Origin of the sequence: Amycolatopsis sp. cmx-11-51 (assembly GCF_047608665.1) — a bacterium.
Lineage (GTDB): Bacteria > Actinomycetota > Actinomycetes > Mycobacteriales > Pseudonocardiaceae > Amycolatopsis.
In genome coordinates this window covers 126,888-145,043 of record NZ_JADNQO010000009.1, presented here as the reverse complement: position 1 = coordinate 145,043, position 18,156 = coordinate 126,888, and the positions used below count along the sequence as shown (strand labels likewise).

The following is an 18,156-nucleotide window of genomic DNA, read 5'->3' as shown; positions in this document are numbered from 1 at the left end:
CGGGCCGTGGGTGTCTTGGTGACCGGGGCGTCGCGCGGTATCGGCCGTGCGATCGCCCGCGCCTTCGCGGAAAAGGGCGACCGTGTCGCCGTCCACTACGCCTCGAATCAGGAGGACGCCGAGCGGACGTTCGGCGGGCTTCCGGGGTCCGGTCACGGTCTTGTCCGGGGTGATCTCTCCGATCCCGACGTGGCGCGCCGGATCGCGGACGAGGCCGAGGCACTGGTCGGTGGGGTCGACGTACTGGTGAACAACGCCGCCCTCGCGCCGTCGTCCGCGTCGGCCCATCCCGTCGCCGAAGTGTCCTACGCGGACTGGCAGCGGATCTGGCGGCGGATGGTCGACGTCAACGTGCTCGGCACGGCGAACGTGACCTACTGCGTGTCGCGGCACATGATCGACCGTGGCGTGCCAGGCCGCGTGGTCAACATCGGCTCGCGGGGCGCCTTCAAGGGTGAGCCCGAGTTCCCGGCGTACGGCGCGAGCAAGGCCGCGCTGCACTCGCTCGGGCAGTCGCTCGCCGTCGCCCTCGCCCCGCACGGGATCGCGGTGACCTCGGTCGCGCCCGGGTTCACCGCCACGGACCGGGTCGCGATCAAGCTCGAAGGCGAGAGCGGCGAAGTCCTGCGCGGGCAGAGCCCGTTCGGCCGGGTCGGTACGCCGGAGGAGGTCGCGGCGGCGGTGCTCTACCTCGCCTCGGCCGAGGCCGCGTGGGCGTCCGGCGCGATCCTCGATCTGAACGGGGCCTCGCATCTGCGGATGTGAAGTAGGTCACCTATGCAGCAATGACCCCCTGCAGTGCGTCAGATGATCGTGCACAAGCTGGGGAAGGTCGTGGTCGCCGTGCTCGCGGTGGCGGTGTTCGGTGGGACCGCGTATGGCTACTCGACGGTGAGTTCGCTGGACGGCGTCACCCGTGAAGACGTGATCGAGTCCCCGGAGAAAGGGGAGCGGCCCGCCGACGGTTCGCTGGACATCCTGCTGGTCGGGCGCGATTCGCGGACCGACGAGCACGGCAACCCGCTGGCCCCGGAGATGCTGCGTGAGCTGCGGGTTGGCGCGAACGGCGACGACCTGACCGACACGCTCATCGTGCTCCGCATCCCCAACGGCCAGCAGGCGGTGAAAGCTTTCTCGATCCCGCGCGACTCCTGGGTCGCGGAGCCGGGGACCAAGGACAAGACCAAGATCAACGGGATCTTCGGTCACGCCAAGTTCGCTTCGGCGACCGAGCAGCGCGCGGCGGGCAAGACCGACAAGGCGGAGATCGACAAGGTGGCGATCACGGCCGCGCGGAAGGCGACCTTGAAGGCCGTCGAGGACCTCACCGGCGTCAAGATCGATCACTTCGCCGAGGTCAACCTGCAGAGTTTCTACGACATCAGCAAGGCCGTCGGCGGGGTCGAGGTGTGCTTGAAGAGGGCCACCAAGGACGTCAAGTCCGGGGCGAACTTCCCGGCGGGGAGGCAGACGATCCAGGGCGCAGACGCGCTGGCCTTCGTCCGCCAGCGGGAGGATCTGCCTCGCAGCGACCTCGACCGCGTACGCCGTCAGCAGGTGTTCCTCGCCGGGCTGGCGAAGCAGGTGCTCTCCGCCGGGACACTCGCCAACCCGGCCCGCGTCTCCGAACTGATCGACGCGGTGAAACGCTCGGTCGTGCTCGACGGCTCGTGGGACCTGCTCGACTTCGTCCGGCAGATGCGGGGCGTCACCGGCGGCGGCATCGCCTTCGACACGATCCCGGTGGTCAACGCCGACTATCGCTACAACCCCAGGCAGCCGGCCGCGACCGCCGTGCAGGTGGATCCCGCCCAGGTGCGCGCTTTCGCCGCGTTGCTGATCGGCGCCCAGCCAACGACACCGCAGACGCCCGCCGGCCCCACGGTCGACGTCGTCAACGCGAGCGGCAAGGACGGTCTCGCCGCTCGCGTCGCGGATGTCTTGGCGGAGAAAGGGTTCGGCAAGGGCGAGACCACGGCCGAGACCGGACGGCGGACCTCCGTCGTCCGGTTCAGCGACGCGTCCGGGCCCGCCGTGGAGATCGCGAAGCTGCTCGGCGGGCTGGAAACCCAGAAGGCCGATTCCGTCGCGGCGGGCCGTGTACAGGTCGTCCTCGGACAGGTCTACAAGGGACCGGGCGTCTCCTCGGGTGGCGGGGCGGCCGGAGTCCGGACCGACCAGCCCATCACCTCCGACGACACCGGGTGCATCAACTGAGCCGGGTCATTTCCCCCGGCGGGATCTTGCCGTTCTTGGCGACCGGAAGGCCGAGCTGGGTCGGCTCGGTGACGACGACCTCCTCGCTGGGAAGGTTGGCCAGCACGGGGTTCTCGCCGATTCGCGGGCGATGTCCCCAGGGTTCATGGGGTGGAATCTAGCGGCTCCAGCCTGACCACGATCGCCTTCGACACCGGGGTGTTCGACTTGTCGGCCACCGAATCCAACGGCACCAGGGTGTTCGCCTCGGGGAAGTACGCCGCGGCACAGCCCCGTGCCGTCGGATACGAGACCACGCGGAAGCTCGGCGCCCGGCGGTCACCGTCCCGCCATTCCGAGACCAGGTCGACCATCGCGCCGTCGGCCAGCCCGAGCGAGACCAGGTCGTCGGGGTTGACCAGCACCACGCGCCGGGCGTCCTCGATCCCGCGGTAGCGGTCGGAAAGGCCGTAGATCGTGGTGTTGTACTGGTCGTGGCTGCGTATCGTCTGCAGCAGCAGCCTGCCTTCGGGCACCTGGGGGTACTCGAGTTCGGAGACGGTGAAGTTCGCCTTGCCGTTGGCGGTCCCGTTGAACTGCCGGGAATCGCGCGGCGCGTTCGGGAGGACGAACCCGTCGGGCTCGCGGACACGGGCGTTGTAGTCGTGGCAGCCGGGGACGACACGCGCGATCCGGTCGCGGACGAGGTCGTAGTCGGTGTGGAAGTCCCGCCACGGTACGGCGTGCCCGGTACCGAACAGCGCTTCCGCGAGGTGGCAGATGATCGCGACCTCCGAAAGCAGGTGCTCACTGGCCGGGGTCAGCCTGCCGCGTGAGGGGTGCACCTGCGACATCGAATCCTCGACGGTGACGAACTGCTCGCCGCCCGCCTGGGTGTCGCGTTCGGTGCGGCCGAGGGTCGGCAGGATCAGCGCGGTCTTGCCGGGGACGACGTGCGAGCGGTTCAGCTTCGTCGACACGTGCGCGGTCAGCGAGCACGACTTGAGCGCCTTCTCGGTCAGCTCGGTGTCCGGGGTGGCGGAGGCGAAGTTGCCGCCGACGGCGAAGAAGACCTTGCCCTTTCCGTCCCGCATCGCGCGGATCGCGGCGACGGTGTCGTAGCCGTGCTCTCGCGGCACCTTGATGCCGAACTCGTCGTCGAGGCTGTCCATGAACGACTCCGGCATCTTCTCCCAGATGCCCATCGTCCGGTCGCCCTGCACGTTGGAGTGCCCGCGCACCGGGCACAGGCCCGCGCCCGGCTCGCCGATCATGCCGCGCACCAGCGCCAGGTTCGCCACCTCGGAGATGGTCTGCACCGCGTGCTTGTGCTGGGTCAGGCCCATCGCCCAGCAGTAGATGGTCCGCTGCGACGTCGCGATCATCCGCGCCAGCCGCTCGATCTGCTCACGCGGCAGCCCGGTCGCCGCGGCGACCTCGGTCCAGTCGATCTCCCGCAGATGGTTCGCGTAGGCGTCGAATCCCTCGGTGGACGACTCGACGAACGCGCGGTCGACGATCGTGCCCGGCGTCTCCCGCTCCCACCGCAGCAGGAGGTGCCCGATCGCCTGGAACAGCGCGAGGTCGCCGCCAAGCCGGATCTGCGCGAACTCGTCCGCCAGCGGGGTGCCCCTGCCGATCACGCCCCGGACGTTCTGCGGGTTCTTGAACCGCATCAGGCCGGCTTCGGGCAACGGGTTCACGGCGACGATCTGCGCGCCGTTGCCCTTGGCCTCTTCCAGCGCGGACAGCATGCGCGGGTGATTGGTGCCGGGGTTCTGGCCGACGACCACGATCAGGTCCGCCCGGTGGATGTCGGCGAGTGTCACCGAGCCCTTGCCGATCCCGGTCGTCGCCGCGAGCGCGGCGCCGGAGGACTCGTGGCACATGTTGGAGCAGTCGGGGAGGTTGTTCGTGCCGTAGGAGCGCACGAGCAACTGGTAGAGGAACGCGGCCTCGTTGCTGGTGCGGCCGGAGGTGTAGAAAATCGCCTCGTTCGGGTCCTGGAGCGCGCGAAGTTCCTCCGCGACCAGGGTGAAGGCGCCGTCCCAGGAGATCGGTTCGTAGTGCGAAGCCCCTTCGCGCAGCACGAACGGCTCGGTGATCCGGCCCTGCTGGCCGAGCCAGAAGTCGGTCTTCTCCGCCAGGTCCTGGATGGAGTGCTCGGCGAAGAACTCGCGGCCGACCCGGCGTTTGGTCGCCTCCTCGGCGACGGCCTTCGCGCCGTTCTCGCAGAACTCCGCGAGCTTGCGGTGCTCGCCGTCGACCTCGCGCGGCTCCGGCCAGGCACAGCCGGGACAGTCGAAGCCGTCGCGCTGGTTCAGCAGGCGCAGCGTCTTGACCGTGCGCGCGGCGCCCATCTGCTCCACGCCGCGTATCAAGGAGACCGCGACCCCGGGGATCCCGGCCGCCCAGCTCTTCGGTTTCCCTACCTCGAGCTGGGTCTCGTCAACGTCGTTCGCGGGTGCTTCGCGGGTCATGCCACCATCGTGCGCCTTGCCGGCCCCGTGCGCGACCGAGGGAGTGTCGTCCATCCAGTCACGCGTGACTGATATTCAGGCACGCCTGTTCGCCGCTAGGCGTCCGTGATGGTCCGCGTGATCTGCGATTCGTCCAGTGGGAACCAGGGCGTGTCGTTGACGCCGCGCTCCTGCACCGCGTTCACCGTCACCGCGGCCACGACCAGCACGACAAGGCCGACGATCGCGGCGATACCCGGCCACCGGTTCGAGCCCGGCTCGCGGTAGCCGCCGACGGACGCCCCGGCCACCTTGCGCTGCTTGCGGCGCTTCTTCTTGAGTTCCTTCTTCGCGCCGAGCCAGGCGTCCAGTTCGGCGTGCTTCTGCCAGTTCGGGTCGACCAGATCCGGATGAGTCTCGATGCGCCGGTCTTCTTTGTCCATCTCGGTCCTCTTCCCCAGGATTCGGCTACTCACAGTTGCCCGTCGACGGCAGGGGTTTCGTCGGGTCGTAGGTGTCGGCTTCGTCGACCGCGATCGCACCGTCGACGGGTTTGCTCTTGTCAGCGTACTGGGGCGCGAGGATGCCGGTCTTGATCGCGTCACACGCCATGTTCGAGTGATAGCCCGAGCCCTCGCCGAAACCGAGCCCGGCGTCGGCCTTCGCGAACGGTGGGGCCTTGCGGATCACGTAGTCCTGCTCCTCGCGGATGAACGGGACTATGTCCGCCGGCGTCCGGGCTTCGCTTGGAAAGGCGTCGAAGGCGTAGGCGGTCGTGTAGCTCGCGTGGACGATCAGCTCGCCCTCGTCGCCGGGCTTCGCCGTGAGGGAGCCGGTCATCCGCGGTCGCACCTGCAGCAGACGGTTCGGGCCGATGAGGGTCAGGTACCTGCCCTTCTCGACGGTGAGCGCGCTCGTGAGCGCCGGTTCGAGCCGGGCGCGTTCGTTCGGGGCAAGCAGGGCGAGCAGTTCCGAGCCGTCCTTGTTCTGCAGGGCCCGGGAGCTGAGCCGCGCGGCCGCGATGGCTTCCGTCACCGTCCGATACGCCGCGTCGACCTCTTTCGCGGTGAAGCCGCCGACGGCCTGCCCCGGCGGCACGGTGATTCCGGCGAGTCCTTCGGCCCAGTTCGCGGCCGGGGTTCGGTCGTAGGGCCGGTTGAGGTCGACCCCGCCGGACAGCGGGACCGCTCTCGGCGCCTGCCCGAAGCCAGGGACGTCGTTGACCCCCGAGCCCCGCACCTGGTGCCCGACGACCGCGGCGGCCACGAGCGCGATCAGCGCCAGTACCAGGACAGGACCGGGGGACACCCGGAAACCGCGGCGCGAAGCCCGCTGCCTGATGTCCTTCTTCGCGCCGAGCCAGTCATCGACGTCGGCGTGCTTGCGCCATTCCGGATCCATCAGATCCGGAGGTGTGGCCAGCCGCCGGTCTTCCACGAGCCCGTCCCTCCCCAGTGTGTGACGACATCACCTCATCGGCTGGGAACGGCCGGCGTTACGGCCGGTGAGGAACTCGCTAGTGAGGGTTCGTAGACTTGTCAACTGTGACCGAGAACGCCCAGCCGCAGCAGACCGACCTACCGGGTGCCTGGAACCCGGCCGACGAAGAAGCCTCGCTCTACCAGCGTTGGGTGGACGCCGGGTACTTCACGGCCGACCCCACGTCGGACAAGCCGCCGTTCACGGTAGTCATCCCGCCCCCGAACGTGACCGGTTCGCTGCACATCGGGCACGCGTTCGAGCACACGCTCATCGACGCCGCCACCCGCTACCACCGCATGCTCGGCGACGAGACGCTGTACCTGCCGGGCATGGACCACGCGAGCATCGCGGTCCACGCGCTGGTCGAGAAGCAGCTCCGCGCCGAAGGCACCAGCCGCCGCGAACTCGGCCGCGAGGCCTTCGTCGAGCGCGTCTGGCAGTGGAAGCAGGAGCACGGCGGCCGGATCCTCGCCCAGATGAGGCGCCTCGGCGAGGGCGTCGACTGGACCCGTGAGCGGTTCACCATGGACGAAGGCCTGTCCAAGGCCGTCAACACGATCTTCAAGAAGCTCTTCGACGACGGCCTGATCTATCGCGCCGAGCGGCTGGTCAACTGGTCGCCGGAGCTGCGGTCGGTGCTGTCCGACGCCGAAGTGAAGCACGAAGAGGTCGAGGGCGAACTCGTCTCCATGCGCTACGGCGACGGGGACGACGCGATCGTCGTGGCCACCACCCGGATGGAGACCATGCTCGGCGACACCGCCGTCGCGGTCCACCCGGACGACGAGCGCTACACGCACCTCGTCGGCACCGAGGTCGAGCTGCCGCTGACCGGGCGCAGGATCCCGATCGTCGCGGACAAGCACGTCGACCCGGAGTTCGGCACCGGCGCGGTCAAGGTGACTCCCGCGCACGATCCGAACGACTTCGAGATCGGCCAGCGCCACGACCTGCCGATGATCACGATCATGGACGAGCAGGGCCGCATCGACGGCACCGGCACCGAGTTCGACGGCATGGACCGCTTCGAGGCCCGTGTCGCGGTGCGGGAGAAGCTGCGCGAGCAGGGCCGCATCGTCGCCGAGAAGCGTCCGTACCTGCACAGTGTCGGGCACTCCGAGCGTTCGAAGGAGCCGATCGAGCCGCGGCTTTCGCTGCAGTGGTTCGTCAAGGTCGGCCCGCTCGCGCAGGCCGCCGGCGACGCGGTGCGCGACGGCCGGGTGAACGTCCATCCGCCGGAGATGGAGAAGCGCTACTTCGACTGGGTCGACAACCTGCACGACTGGTGCATCTCGCGCCAGCTGTGGTGGGGGCACCGCATCCCGGTCTGGTACGGCCCGAACGACGAGGTCGTCTGCGTCGAACCGGACGAGGAGCCGCCTTCGGGCGAGGGCTGGACCCAGGACCCGGACGTCCTCGACACCTGGTTCTCCTCGGGTCTGTGGCCGTTCTCCACCCTCGGCTGGCCGGAGAAGACGCCGGACCTGAACAAGTTCTATCCGACGTCGGTGCTGGTCACCGGCTACGACATCCTGTTCTTCTGGGTCGTGCGGATGATGATGTTCGGCCTTTACGCCACCGGCGAGGCGCCGTTCAAGACCATCGCGCTGCACGGCATGGTCCGTGACCAGTACGGCAAGAAGATGTCGAAGACCGCGGGCAACGGTGTCGACCCCATCGAGTGGATGGACCGCTACGGCACCGACGCGCTGCGCTTCACCCTCACCCGCGGCGCCAACCCGGGCACCGACGTGCCGATCGGCGAGGAATGGGTCGCCGGTTCCCGGAACTTCACCACGAAGCTCTGGAACGCCACCAAGTTCGCCATGATGAACGGCGCGGCCGCGGACGCCCCGCTGCCCGCGCCCGCCGAGCTCACCGAGGCCGACCGCTGGATCCTCGGCAGGCTCGACAGCGTGGTCGAGGACGTCACCGGATACCTGGCGGACTACCAGTTCGCCAAGGCCACCGACACGCTCTACCAGTTCACCTGGACCGAGCTGTGCGACTGGTACCTGGAGCTGTCGAAGGTCCAGGTCTTCCAGGGTGACGAGGCCCGCGTGACGGCGACGCGCGCGGTGCTGGGGCACGTGTTCGACACGGTGCTGAAGCTGCTGCACCCGTTCATCCCGTTCGTCACCGAGAAGCTGTGGACGGCGCTGACCGGCCGCGAGTCGCTCGTCATCGCCCCGTGGCCGGTGGCGGACGGCTCCTACGCCGACGCGGTGGCCGACAAGCGGATCGCCGATGTGCGGAAACTGGTCACCGAGGTCCGCCGGTTCCGTGCCGACCAGGGCCTCAAACCCAGCCAGAAGGTGGCCGCGCGGCTGTCCGGCGACGGCTTCGCCGAGATCACCGGCCACGACGAGCCGATCCGCTCGCTCGTCCGGCTCACCCAGCCCGGGGACGGCTTCGCGCCGAGCGCGTCGCTGGAGGTCGGGCTGTCGGCCGGCGTCGTCACCGTCGAACTGGACCTGTCCGGCACGATCGACGTCGCCGCGGAGCGCAAGCGCCTGCGGAAGGACCTCGGCGTGGCGGAGAAGGAACTGGCGCAGGCCGAGGCCAAGCTCGGCAACCAGGCCTTCATCGACAAGGCGCCGGAGCCGGTGATCGGCAAGATCCGGGCCCGCAAGGACACCGCGGTCGCCGACATCGAGCGCATCAACGCCCGGTTGGCGACGCTGCCTGCCTCCTGACGAGCGCTATGAACGGTCCGTTCCTTGCAAAATTTGCGAGGAACGGACCGTTCATAGCATTCAGCGGAGGTGGCGGAGGATCACGTTGGCGACGCCCGCCATCCCGGTCCGGTAGGGGTGATACGCCGCCGCGGCGAGCAGTTTCGTGTGCTGCCCGTTGATCCACGCGGCCCCCTTCGGCGCGCAGGCGTCATGTCCGGCCGAGGGGCCGAAAGTGTCCACGAAGGAAGCTTTGCCGTCGGCGGCGACGGCCTTCTCGATCGCCGAGTTCAACGCCTTCTCGACGTCGTTGAGCCAGGCGTAGTCGCCCTCGGCGAAGGGCAGGATCTTCGGACAGTAGCCGGATTGCGGCGCGATCCGCGGGTAGCCGATGACGAGCACGTCGGCGCGCGGCGAGCGGGCGTGGATCCCGGCCAGCACTTTCTCGACGTTCTTGCCGGTGTCGGCGAGCTTGGCCTTCATGGTGTCGACGCCGCCGACGGTGAACTTGTCCTGGCAGGGGTTCCCGGTGGGGTCGCTCGCCCGCAGCGACGGGCAGGTGCCGACCAGGGTGCCGAAGACGCCGTAGTCGTTGCCGCCGATGCCGACGGTGACCAGGTCGGTGTTCGCGCGCAGGGCGCTGAACTGGGGCGGATTGCTGCCGAGGAGCACGCTCTGCGGTCGCGTCATGTTGGTGGTGTCCGCACCGCCGCAGCTGATGTCGGTGTAGGAGCGGACCCGCAGCGCCGCGGCGAGGATCGACGGGTAGTTCTGCGTCGATTTGCCGCAGAAGAGTGGATCGAACCGGGGGAGCGGGATGAGCGGTCCGGACGTGTAGGAATCACCCAGCGCGACGTAATTCCGGTAGGACCGCTCGGCGGCGGTGGCCGCCGCGGTGGAGGCGATCAGCAGGACGACGGTCGAGACGGCCGCGAACAGGACGCGTCTGAAGCGCATGAGGACCCCGATCTCCGGACTGGATGGCCATTCCAAAATGAACCGGATCCAGCCGGGCGAACGCCGCCGATCGGGTAATCGCGTGCCGGGTTCACCCACTTGGGGTGTCACCTGGGGTGATCGTTTCTGGCTTTCGGTAGACGAGGAGATAGCGGTAGAAGAGCAGGTTCCGGACCTTGCTTCCCGGCAGCAGCCTGGCCGCGTCGCGCCGGATCCGGTGCATCGGCGGGAACGTCTCCACGATCGGCGCCGTCGGCAGCGGATCGATCCCGCCGTTCAGCCGCTCGCCCGCGGACACGATCGCCCTGGCCAGCGCGTTGATCGGCGAGGCGACGATGGAACGGGCGTAGTCGGCGGGCGAGCTGGGTCTGCCGACACCGAGGACGGCCAGCACCCCGCCGGGGACCAGCGCGTCCCGCAGCTTCGTGACCGTGTCGAACGGCACATGATGCAGGGAAGCGAGGCAGGAAACGAAGTCGTAGGCCTCCGTCGGCAGTTTCTCCGTGAGGAAGTCGGCCTGCCGGTAGGAGATCGTGCCTGGACCCGGTGAACCCGCGGCGTGGGCGATGTCGATCATCGGCCCGAACCGGTCGATGGCCTCGACGTGCATGCCCGTCGCCGCGAGCCGCCGGGCGAATCGCCCGCTGCCGCAGCCGACGTCCAGCGCCACGCCGGGGCCGGGAGGCAGCTGGTCGAGCAGCAGCGGGTGGTAGTGGTCGTTGTGGTTGAACCCCATGCGTCGAGAGTGCCAGCAAAGCCGCACGTAGACTCGGGACGACAAGAGCAAGGGTTAGAGGAGAGTTCGTGCCGCGAGGTGACGGCCGGGATTCCGAAGAATTCGCAGAATCCCCGGACCTGGCAGATCTGGACAGTTTCGCCGGTGTGGACGAATTGGGGGCGCGTGCCCACGATCCGGCCGACGACACCGACCCGGATCTGGACGCACCCGACGCCGCGTACCAGGCGGGCGGCGGTGCGGGCGGTGGCATCGGCGGGATCGGGCAGCTGGGGGACAACCTCGCGCTCGGCCCGGTGCCGGACCTCGTCGCCCCGGAGGACGTGGAGCTGCACGAACTGGACGACCAGGGCGACGACCTCGCCCCGGCCGACCCGAACGGGCAGCAGGCACGCCGCGAGCTGCTCGCGGTCGAGGCCGAGCTGAACCTGCGCTGGCCCGAGACCAAGATCGAGCCGTCCCTCGCCCGGATCGCGGCGCTGGTCAACCTCATGGGTGAGCCGCACCGCGGCTACCCGGTGGTGCACGTCGCCGGGACCAACGGCAAGGGCTCGACCACGCGGATGGTCGACGCGCTGCTGACCCGGATGGGCCTGCGCGTCGGCCGGTACACGAGCCCTCATCTGCAGCTGGTCACCGAGCGGATCGCGCTCGACGGCGTCCCGATCTCCGCCGCCGCGTACGTCGACCTGTACCGGGACGTCGCGCCGTACGTGACCATGGTGGACAACGCGGGCGGGCCCGACGCGGTACCGATGAGCAAGTTCGAGGTGCTCACCGGGATGGCGTTCGCGGCCTTCGCCGACGCGCCCGTCGAGGCCGCGGTCGTCGAAACCGGTCTCGGCGGCTCCTGGGACGCCACCAACGTCGTGGACGGCGACGTCGCCGTCATCACGCCGATCGGCGTCGACCATGTCGAGTACTTCGGCGGCGATCCGGCCAAGGCCGCGGTGGAGAAGGCCGGGATCATCAAACCCGGCAGTGTCGCGGTTATCGCCGAGCAGGACCCCGAAGTGCAGAAGATCCTGCTGGAACGCGCCGTCGAGGTCGACGCCAGCGTCGCCCGCGCGGGCAGCGAGTTCGGCGTGCTGGAGCGCGAGGTCGCCGTCGGCGGGCAGATGCTGAAGCTGCAGGGCCTCGGCGGGGTCTACGACGAGATTTTCCTGCCGTTGCACGGCGCGCACCAAGCGGCCAACGCCGCACTCGCGCTGGCCGCCGTCGAAGCGTTCTTCGGCGCGGGCAAGGACAGGAAACTGGTCGTCGAGGCCGTCCGAGAGGCCTTCGCCGAGGTCGAGACCCCCGGCAGGCTGGAGCGGGTCCGCGCCGCACCGACCGTGCTGCTGGACGCGGCCCACAACCCGCACGGTGCCAAGGCGCTCGCCACCACCGTCGCCGAGGAGTTCGCCTTCCGCCGCCTCGTCGCCGTGGTCGGCGTCATGGCCGAGAAGGACGCGCGAGGCATCCTGGACGCCCTCGAACCTGTCGTCTCCGAGATCGTCGTCACCAAGAACTCGTCGCCGCGCGCGATGCCGCTCGACGAACTCAACGAGATCGCCATCTCGATCTTCGGCGAGGACAGGGTGGTCGCCGAGGCTAGCCTGGACACCGCGCTGGAAACCGCCATCGGCCTCGTCGAGCAGAGCGACGACCCCGAGGAACCACTGGCGGGCGGAGGCGTGCTGGTCACCGGCTCGGTCGTCACCGCCGGCGAGGCCAGGACCCTGTTCGGTAAGGAGCCGGCGTGACCGACGAGACCCCGAAGCCGCCCGCGAAGGACCCGATGAAGTCCTTCCGCGGTGTGATGGCAGGCTCGCTGATCATGGAGGGCATCAGCGTCGCGCTCGCGCTGCCGGTGGTGGCGAGACTCGGCGGCGGTGTCGGTTCGTTCACCGGCTGGTCGGTGCTCGTGCTCGCGGTCGGGCTGATCGTGCTGTGCGGTTTCCTGAAGAAGCCTTGGGCGGTGCCCGCGGTGCTCGTCCTCCAGGTCGCGTTGATCGCGTTCTTCGTCGCGCTGCCCGCCGTGGCGATCCTCGGGGTGATCTTCCTCGGGTTCTGGCTGTGGCTGCTGTGGCTGCGGCGGGACGTGGCACGGCGGATGGCCGCCGGAACGCTCCCGAGCCAGCAGCAGGTACCTCAGCAGTAGCCCGCCCCACCGCAACTAGAGGACTACTTGCGCCAGGCACCGACCACCTTGACCCAGTCCGGGCCTACCGCAGCCTCACCACCCGCAGTTCCGGCGACTTCGCGATATCCGCGCCACAGAACCGGCCCCGCACCCAGCCGCCCCGCGAGTACAACCGCGTTTGGTCGGCGAAATGCGGTGAGGTGACATCGGTCGACTGCGAGTACGTCATGATCGTCGAGACGTCCGGGCAGGCCTTGCCGCCGAACCCGACGACCTGCACGAAGCTCGAGCCGTGCACGACCTCGTGGTTGCCCCTGGCCGGGTCCCACCGCGCCGTGATCACGTTGAGCACGCCGAGACCGCCCGGGCCACCGTGGATCGGGATCTGTCGCCCGGCGCGTGTCACCGACTGGTTGTCGCCGAGCCTGCCGTCGACGGGGATGCCGCCGTCACGGAACTCGGCGAGTGTGTCGCCGAAAGCGCTTTGCACCGCGGGGTTTCCGACGGCAAGGGTGTTGGGCGTCGTGACCGGCTGGTTCGGGTCGAACGGGACCTGCCAGCTGCCGCGCAGCCCGCCGATCCGTTCCGCGAACCGCTGGAAGAACAGCGCGCCACGGCTGTCGAGCCGGAACGTGTGGTCCCAGGACGCGAGTGTCGCGCAGGCGTCGCCGACCGGAACCGGTCCAGACGCGGACGGAGCCTGCCCTCCCGGGAAGGCCGCACACATCTTCGCCGTGTCGGCGGCCGCGAGCTCGGCGGTGCGGCTCCGGTCGCGATACAGGGCGTCCTTCATCGACGACGTCGTAAATCTCTTGCCCGCGAAGCCTTCCTCGGCGGTGATCAGCGCTTCCCTCGTCCGGTCGGACCGCTGTGTCCCGATCGTCCCGACGATCCGGGGGTACCCGGTGATCGGGGCGCGGGCGTTGGCCAGCCAGGCGCTGTCGTTGGCGTTGAGTTCGTAGTCACGTCGCTGCTGCAGCGGCAGCCGGGACGGCGCGAACAGACCCGGTTCCAAGGATCCCGGGTCGGAACCCCAGTCGCACGAGGACTTCGAACCGTCCAAAATAGACAGACCGGTGCCTGGGAACAGGGCGCGGCCCAGTGGGGTCCCGCAGTTCGTCGCCCGGTCGTCGGTGACGTGCGGGACGACCTGGATGTCGCTGTAGAGCGCGTTTCCCGCCCTGTCGGCGGCGACGGTGTTGACCCAGGGGACACCCTGTGTGCGTGCGAGCGCCTCGGCGACGTCCTTGGTGCCGCGTGATCCGCTGAGCTCGAACCAGGTGTTGAGACCGCGCAGGTTCCCCGCGTTCCCGTCCCGTAGCGCGTGCGCCGACTTCGCCGTCCACGGCGTGGGCACCCCGAAGGCCGACCCGATCACCTGGCCGTAGCGCGTCCCGTAGAACGTGCGGCCGACCAGCCGCCGCTCGCCGTTCGGCTCCCGGACTTCGACCTTCACCTCACGCGCGGTCATCTTCTCCGGTTCGCCGTCGACGAGGTACGTTGTCGGGTCGCCGGGCGTCAGCGCCACCTCGAAGAGGCCGAACGTGACCGCGGTCGACACCGTATGCGTCCACGCGACGTCGGCGTTGTGCCCGATCTGTGGCAGCGGCAGACCCAGCAGGCTCCCGCCCGCGACGTCGAACCGGCCGGGAATGGTCAGCTGTGACTGCCAGAACCGGCGCCCGCCCTGCCACGGATAATGCGGGTTCCCGAGCAGCAGGCCGCCGCCGGAGCGCGTCCCGTCGGCGCCGATCGCGATGCCGTTGCTGCCCAGTTCGCCCGAGCCCGTGGCCTTGCGGAACCCGTCGGCGATCCGCGGTGCCGCATCCGGTCCCACCGCCAGAACATCCTTTGTGGACGGCGGCTGTGTCCTGGCGAGGTCGGCGGCGAGCACGCCTTGTCCGCCCACCGAGGTGACGGCGTAGAAGTGCCGGTAGAAGTCCAGTTCGGTGATCGGCCGGACCCAGTCCGCGCCGCGGCACACCGGATCCGAGATCCCCTGGACGCCGGTTTCCTTCAGGTATGCGTTGTAACCCTCGACGTATCCGGCCGCCAACTCACGGACCTCCGTGCGCGGGCCGTGCGGCGCGGGCTGGGCGGCAAGGCGTTCGACGACGCCCGAGTCGTTGATCCGCTGGAAGTGCAGGTCACTGTCGAGGTTGTTCTTCGCCTCGCTCATCGCCGGATCGCCATGGCCGCCCGCCCCGAGGTACGCGGACCGCCGCGCGGACACCGTCAGATAGGTGTTCGCGAGTACGCAGATGTTGTCCTTCGCCGCGGCGAAGCCGTAGCCGTAACCGAGCCCGTCGAAATCCTTCGCCGCGATGTGCGGGATCCCGTACTCGGTGTAACTGATCACCGCCCTCACGCGACCCAGTTCGTCCGCGGACGAGACCCCCGTCACCAGGCCCGACGTCACCAAAGCCGCTGTGAGCAGCACGAAGCCACGCTGGAATCTTCGCATCGTTCCCCCCTCCGGATCGATCATCCCGAGATCGAAACTACCGGCGGGGACACCGGGCAAACAGCGGCCGATCGGTGGAGGCGGAAATACCGCCCACTCGTTCACCGCCGCGCAAACCGCAGTTGGCCCATCGGCCGTGGCCGCGGGATAGAACCGCGCCATGACCGCAACCCACCACAACCGCCGCACGCTGCTCAAAGCCGGTCTCACCGGCGCCGGGGCCGTCGCGGGCGGACTGCTCCTCCCCGGAACCGCGACCGCGACGCCGGGCGCCGTCCCGCTGATCCGCGGCGACCGCCCGGTGCTCACCCACGGCGTCCAGTCCGGCGACGTCACCACCGGCTCCGGCATCGTCTGGTCGCGCGCCGATCGGCCTTCGCGACTGATCGTGGAGGTCGCGAGAGACCCCTCGTTCCGCCACGCGCGCCGCGTGCGCGGGCCGGTGATGAGCCCGGAGACCGGTGGCACCGGAAAGGTCCGCGTCGCGGGTCTCCTGCCGGGGACCGAGGTTTACTACCGCGTGACCGCCGAAGCCCTCGACGGCCGCACCCGCAGCGAGCCGGTCACCGGCCGGTTCGCCACCGCCCCGTTCGGCCGCTCGGACGTCCGCCTGGTGTGGTCCGGTGACGTCGCCGGGCAGAACTGGGGCATCAACCCCGAACGCGGCGGGATGACGATCTACCGCGCGATGGCCGACCGTCGCCCGGACCTGTTCCTCCACTGTGGAGACACGGTCTACGCCGACGCGCCGCTCACCGAGACCGTCGCGCTGCCCGGCGGGCGCGTGTGGCGCAACATCGTCACCCCGGAGAAGTCGAAGGTCGCCGAGACGCTCGACGAGTACCGCGGCCAGTTCGCGTACAACCTCCTCGACGACAATCTCAAGCGCTTCACCGCGAACGTGCCGTCCTACGTCCAGTGGGACGACCACGAGGTCGTGAACAACTGGTACCCGGGCGAGATCCTCGACGACCGCCCCGAATACACCGAAAAACGCGTCGACGTGCTCGCCGCCCGCGCGTTCCAGGCGTTCCACGAATGGCACCCGATCGACCGGCGCCAGGCCGTCGACGGCCGTGTCCACCGCAACTTCCGGCACGGCTCGCGCGCCGAAATCTTCGTACTGGACATGCGGACGTACAAGGACGCCAACACCGCCGACCAGGCCGAGCCGGGCCGGATCCTCGGCGACCGGCAGGCGCGCTGGCTCGTCGACGCGCTCGACCGCAGCACCGCCACCTGGAAGATCGTCCAGGCCGACCTCCCGATCGGCCTCACCGTCCCGGACGGCAAGGGCATCGAGGGTGTCGCGAACGGCCTGCCCGGCGCGCCCGGCGGCCGCGAGACCGAACTCGCCTGGGTGCTGCGGGAGATCTCACGGCGCCGCGTGCGCAACGTCGTCTGGCTGACCGCGGACGTGCACTACACCGCGGCACACCACTACTCGCCGGATCGCGCGTCGTTCACCGACTTCGACCCGTTCTGGGAGTTCGTCTCCGGCCCGCTCAACGCCGGCGCGTTCGGCCCGAACACGCTCGACCCGACCTTCGGGCCGGAAGCGGTGTTCGTGCACGCCCCGCCCGCCGCGAACACCTCACCCGCGGACGGGTTCCAGCACTTCGGAGAAGTGAACATCGACGGACGGAGCGGTACGCTCACGGTCGATCTGCGCGACGCGACGGGTGCTTCGCTGTGGTCGAAGACCCTGCGGCCCCAACGCTGAGCAGTTCGGTCAGGACCGCGATGCTGCGGTCGCCGTGCCCGGCCTCGGCGGCCCGCCGCACGAGGTCGTGCATCGGAAGCTGCCAGCCGACGTCGACGCCCTCCTCGGCCAGTTCGAGGTCGGCGGCGGCGCCGGCGTGGAAGATGTCCACCGAGGAGGAGGGATTCGAGTAGTCGCCGCTGTCGATTTCCTTGGCGAGCATCGGCAGGACCGAGATGATCATCTCGAACCATTTGGTGGCGTAGGGCAGGAGCGTCTCCGCTTCGAGCCCGCGTGACCGCAGCAGGGCGGCACCCTGGAAGAACCCGACCAGCGCGGGCAACAGGGTGCCGCCGACGGCCATCTCGTAGAGCGCGGCGAGATCGGTCTCCTCGCCGAGGTGGACGGTGTCGCCGCCCAGCACCCGCAACGTGTCGACGTGCTCGTCGAAGACGGTCTTGTCGCCGCCGTAGTACAGCAGCGTGTCCGGCGCGCCGACGGCCGACGGCACGTTCTTGATCGCGCCGTCGAGGAACCGCGCGCCGTGGCCGGTCGCCCAGTCGGCCATCCGGCGCGCTCCCGCCGGTGAGCCACTGTTCAGGGTGACCAAGGCGCGTCCGGTCAGCGCGGCGGGTTCCAAAGCCGCGACAGTGTCCTCATAGGTGGTCAGGCAGGCGATGATCAGCGGGCTCGCCCGCAGCGCGTCTTCGACCGTCGCGGCACTGCGGGCTCCTTGCGCGACAAGGGGATCGGCCTTCGAAGCCGTCCTGTTCCACACCGTCGTCGGATGCCCGGCCGAAAGGAACGCGCTCGCCAGGGCCGAGCCCATCGAACCGAGACCGACGACGGTCACCGGTGTTTTCGTCATTTTTCACTCCAGTCAAGGGAAATCTGCGGGATGACCTCATGCTGGGGCGTCGCGTACATTTGTACAAGTACCTACTATTTTGCCGGGTACCGACAAAAAGGTAAGTGTGAAGATGACCAAGAACCGCACGTTCACCTGCGGGCTCGACGCCGCGATCGCCGTCATGGGCGGAAAATGGAAAGGGCTCATCCTGTTCGCGCTCCAGGACGGGCCGCTGCGCTTCGGGGAGTTGCGGCGCGAGGTTCCCGGCATCAGCGAACGGGTCCTGATCCTGCAACTGCGCGAGATGGAGGCCACCGGCCTGTTGCATCGCGAGGTATACCACCAGGTTCCGCCGAAGGTGGAGTACTCGCTGACCGCGTTCGGGGATTCGCTCAACACCGCGATGGCCCCACTCGGCGAGTGGGGCGAGGAGAACATCGAGCGCATCGAAGCCATTCCCTGGTCCGACGTGAAGTGAGTGGCGAAGCACCCAGTAGGCTCCGGGCGATT

Annotated in this window: 14 protein-coding genes; 7 read left to right on the top strand and 7 right to left on the bottom strand. The window is 69.1% G+C overall.

Annotation, left to right across the window (positions count from 1 at the left end):
* Positions 1-6 precede the first annotated feature (6 nt).
* Complete coding sequence (locus tag ACM6LU_RS27125; protein WP_414940588.1) at positions 7-765, top strand: SDR family NAD(P)-dependent oxidoreductase; 759 nt, start codon at positions 7-9, stop codon at positions 763-765.
* A 48-nt stretch (positions 766-813) separates the two neighbouring features.
* Positions 814-2,217 (top strand): LCP family protein, encoded by a 1,404-nt coding sequence (locus ACM6LU_RS27120; protein WP_414940703.1) that lies wholly within the window; start codon positions 814-816, stop codon positions 2,215-2,217.
* A gap of 143 nt (positions 2,218-2,360) precedes the next feature.
* Here the strand turns inward: ACM6LU_RS27120 and ACM6LU_RS27115 are convergent, their stop codons facing one another.
* From ACM6LU_RS27115 to ACM6LU_RS27105, 3 genes are all read right to left on the bottom strand, one after another.
* The gene (locus ACM6LU_RS27115; protein ID WP_414940587.1) at positions 2,361-4,676 is read right to left on the bottom strand and encodes an FdhF/YdeP family oxidoreductase; all 2,316 of its coding nucleotides are present in this window, start codon (positions 4,674-4,676) and stop codon (positions 2,361-2,363) included.
* A 95-nt stretch (positions 4,677-4,771) separates the two neighbouring features.
* Entirely contained in the window at positions 4,772-5,098 is a 327-nt protein-coding gene (locus tag ACM6LU_RS27110) for a hypothetical protein (protein WP_414940586.1), read from the bottom strand.
* A 25-nt stretch (positions 5,099-5,123) separates the two neighbouring features.
* Positions 5,124-6,092, bottom strand: a complete 969-nt coding sequence (locus ACM6LU_RS27105) for a hypothetical protein (RefSeq protein WP_414940585.1) — start codon at positions 6,090-6,092, stop codon at positions 5,124-5,126.
* A gap of 107 nt (positions 6,093-6,199) precedes the next feature.
* On the opposite strand from ACM6LU_RS27105, the gene ACM6LU_RS27100 reads away from it, so the two are divergent.
* Positions 6,200-8,833 carry a valine--tRNA ligase gene (locus ACM6LU_RS27100; RefSeq protein ID WP_414940584.1) on the top strand — a complete coding sequence of 878 codons (2,634 nt, stop codon included), beginning with the start codon at positions 6,200-6,202 and terminating at the stop codon, positions 8,831-8,833.
* 60 nt (positions 8,834-8,893) lie between these two features.
* On the opposite strand, the gene ACM6LU_RS27095 is transcribed toward ACM6LU_RS27100, so the two are convergent.
* Both ACM6LU_RS27095 and ACM6LU_RS27090 read right to left on the bottom strand, forming a co-directional pair.
* On the bottom strand, positions 8,894-9,769 hold the full coding sequence (locus ACM6LU_RS27095; RefSeq protein ID WP_414940583.1) for an SGNH/GDSL hydrolase family protein: 876 nt from the start codon (positions 9,767-9,769) through the stop codon (positions 8,894-8,896).
* Positions 9,770-9,860: 91 nt separating this feature from the next.
* Positions 9,861-10,505, bottom strand: coding sequence for a class I SAM-dependent methyltransferase (locus ACM6LU_RS27090; RefSeq protein ID WP_414940582.1), 645 nt, complete (start codon positions 10,503-10,505; stop codon positions 9,861-9,863).
* 68 nt (positions 10,506-10,573) lie between these two features.
* Here ACM6LU_RS27090 and folC point away from each other — a divergent pair, with 68 nt between their 5' ends.
* Complete coding sequence (folC, locus tag ACM6LU_RS27085; protein ID WP_414940581.1) at positions 10,574-12,250, top strand: bifunctional tetrahydrofolate synthase/dihydrofolate synthase; 1,677 nt, start codon at positions 10,574-10,576, stop codon at positions 12,248-12,250.
* Entirely contained in the window at positions 12,247-12,648 is a 402-nt protein-coding gene (locus ACM6LU_RS27080; RefSeq protein WP_414940580.1) for a DUF4233 domain-containing protein, read from the top strand. Before folC ends, ACM6LU_RS27080 begins: the two co-directional genes overlap by 4 nt.
* Positions 12,649-12,712: 64 nt before the next feature.
* Here ACM6LU_RS27080 and ACM6LU_RS27075 read toward each other — a convergent pair whose 3' ends face one another.
* Complete coding sequence (locus ACM6LU_RS27075; RefSeq protein ID WP_414940579.1) at positions 12,713-15,094, bottom strand: penicillin acylase family protein; 2,382 nt, start codon at positions 15,092-15,094, stop codon at positions 12,713-12,715.
* Positions 15,095-15,254: 160 nt separating this feature from the next.
* Here ACM6LU_RS27075 and ACM6LU_RS27070 point away from each other — a divergent pair, with 160 nt between their 5' ends.
* Positions 15,255-16,817: an alkaline phosphatase D family protein gene (locus ACM6LU_RS27070; RefSeq protein ID WP_414940578.1), complete on the top strand. Its 1,563-nt coding sequence runs from the start codon at positions 15,255-15,257 to the stop codon at positions 16,815-16,817.
* Here ACM6LU_RS27070 and ACM6LU_RS27065 read toward each other — a convergent pair.
* Positions 16,750-17,664 carry an NAD(P)-dependent oxidoreductase gene (locus ACM6LU_RS27065; RefSeq protein WP_414940577.1) on the bottom strand — a complete coding sequence of 305 codons (915 nt, stop codon included), beginning with the start codon at positions 17,662-17,664 and terminating at the stop codon, positions 16,750-16,752. The genes ACM6LU_RS27070 and ACM6LU_RS27065 overlap by 68 nt on opposite strands.
* Positions 17,665-17,776: 112 nt before the next feature.
* On the opposite strand from ACM6LU_RS27065, the gene ACM6LU_RS27060 reads away from it, so the two are divergent.
* Positions 17,777-18,124 carry a winged helix-turn-helix transcriptional regulator gene (locus tag ACM6LU_RS27060; RefSeq protein ID WP_414940576.1) on the top strand — a complete coding sequence of 116 codons (348 nt, stop codon included), beginning with the start codon at positions 17,777-17,779 and terminating at the stop codon, positions 18,122-18,124.
* Positions 18,125-18,156: the final 32 nt, after the last annotated feature.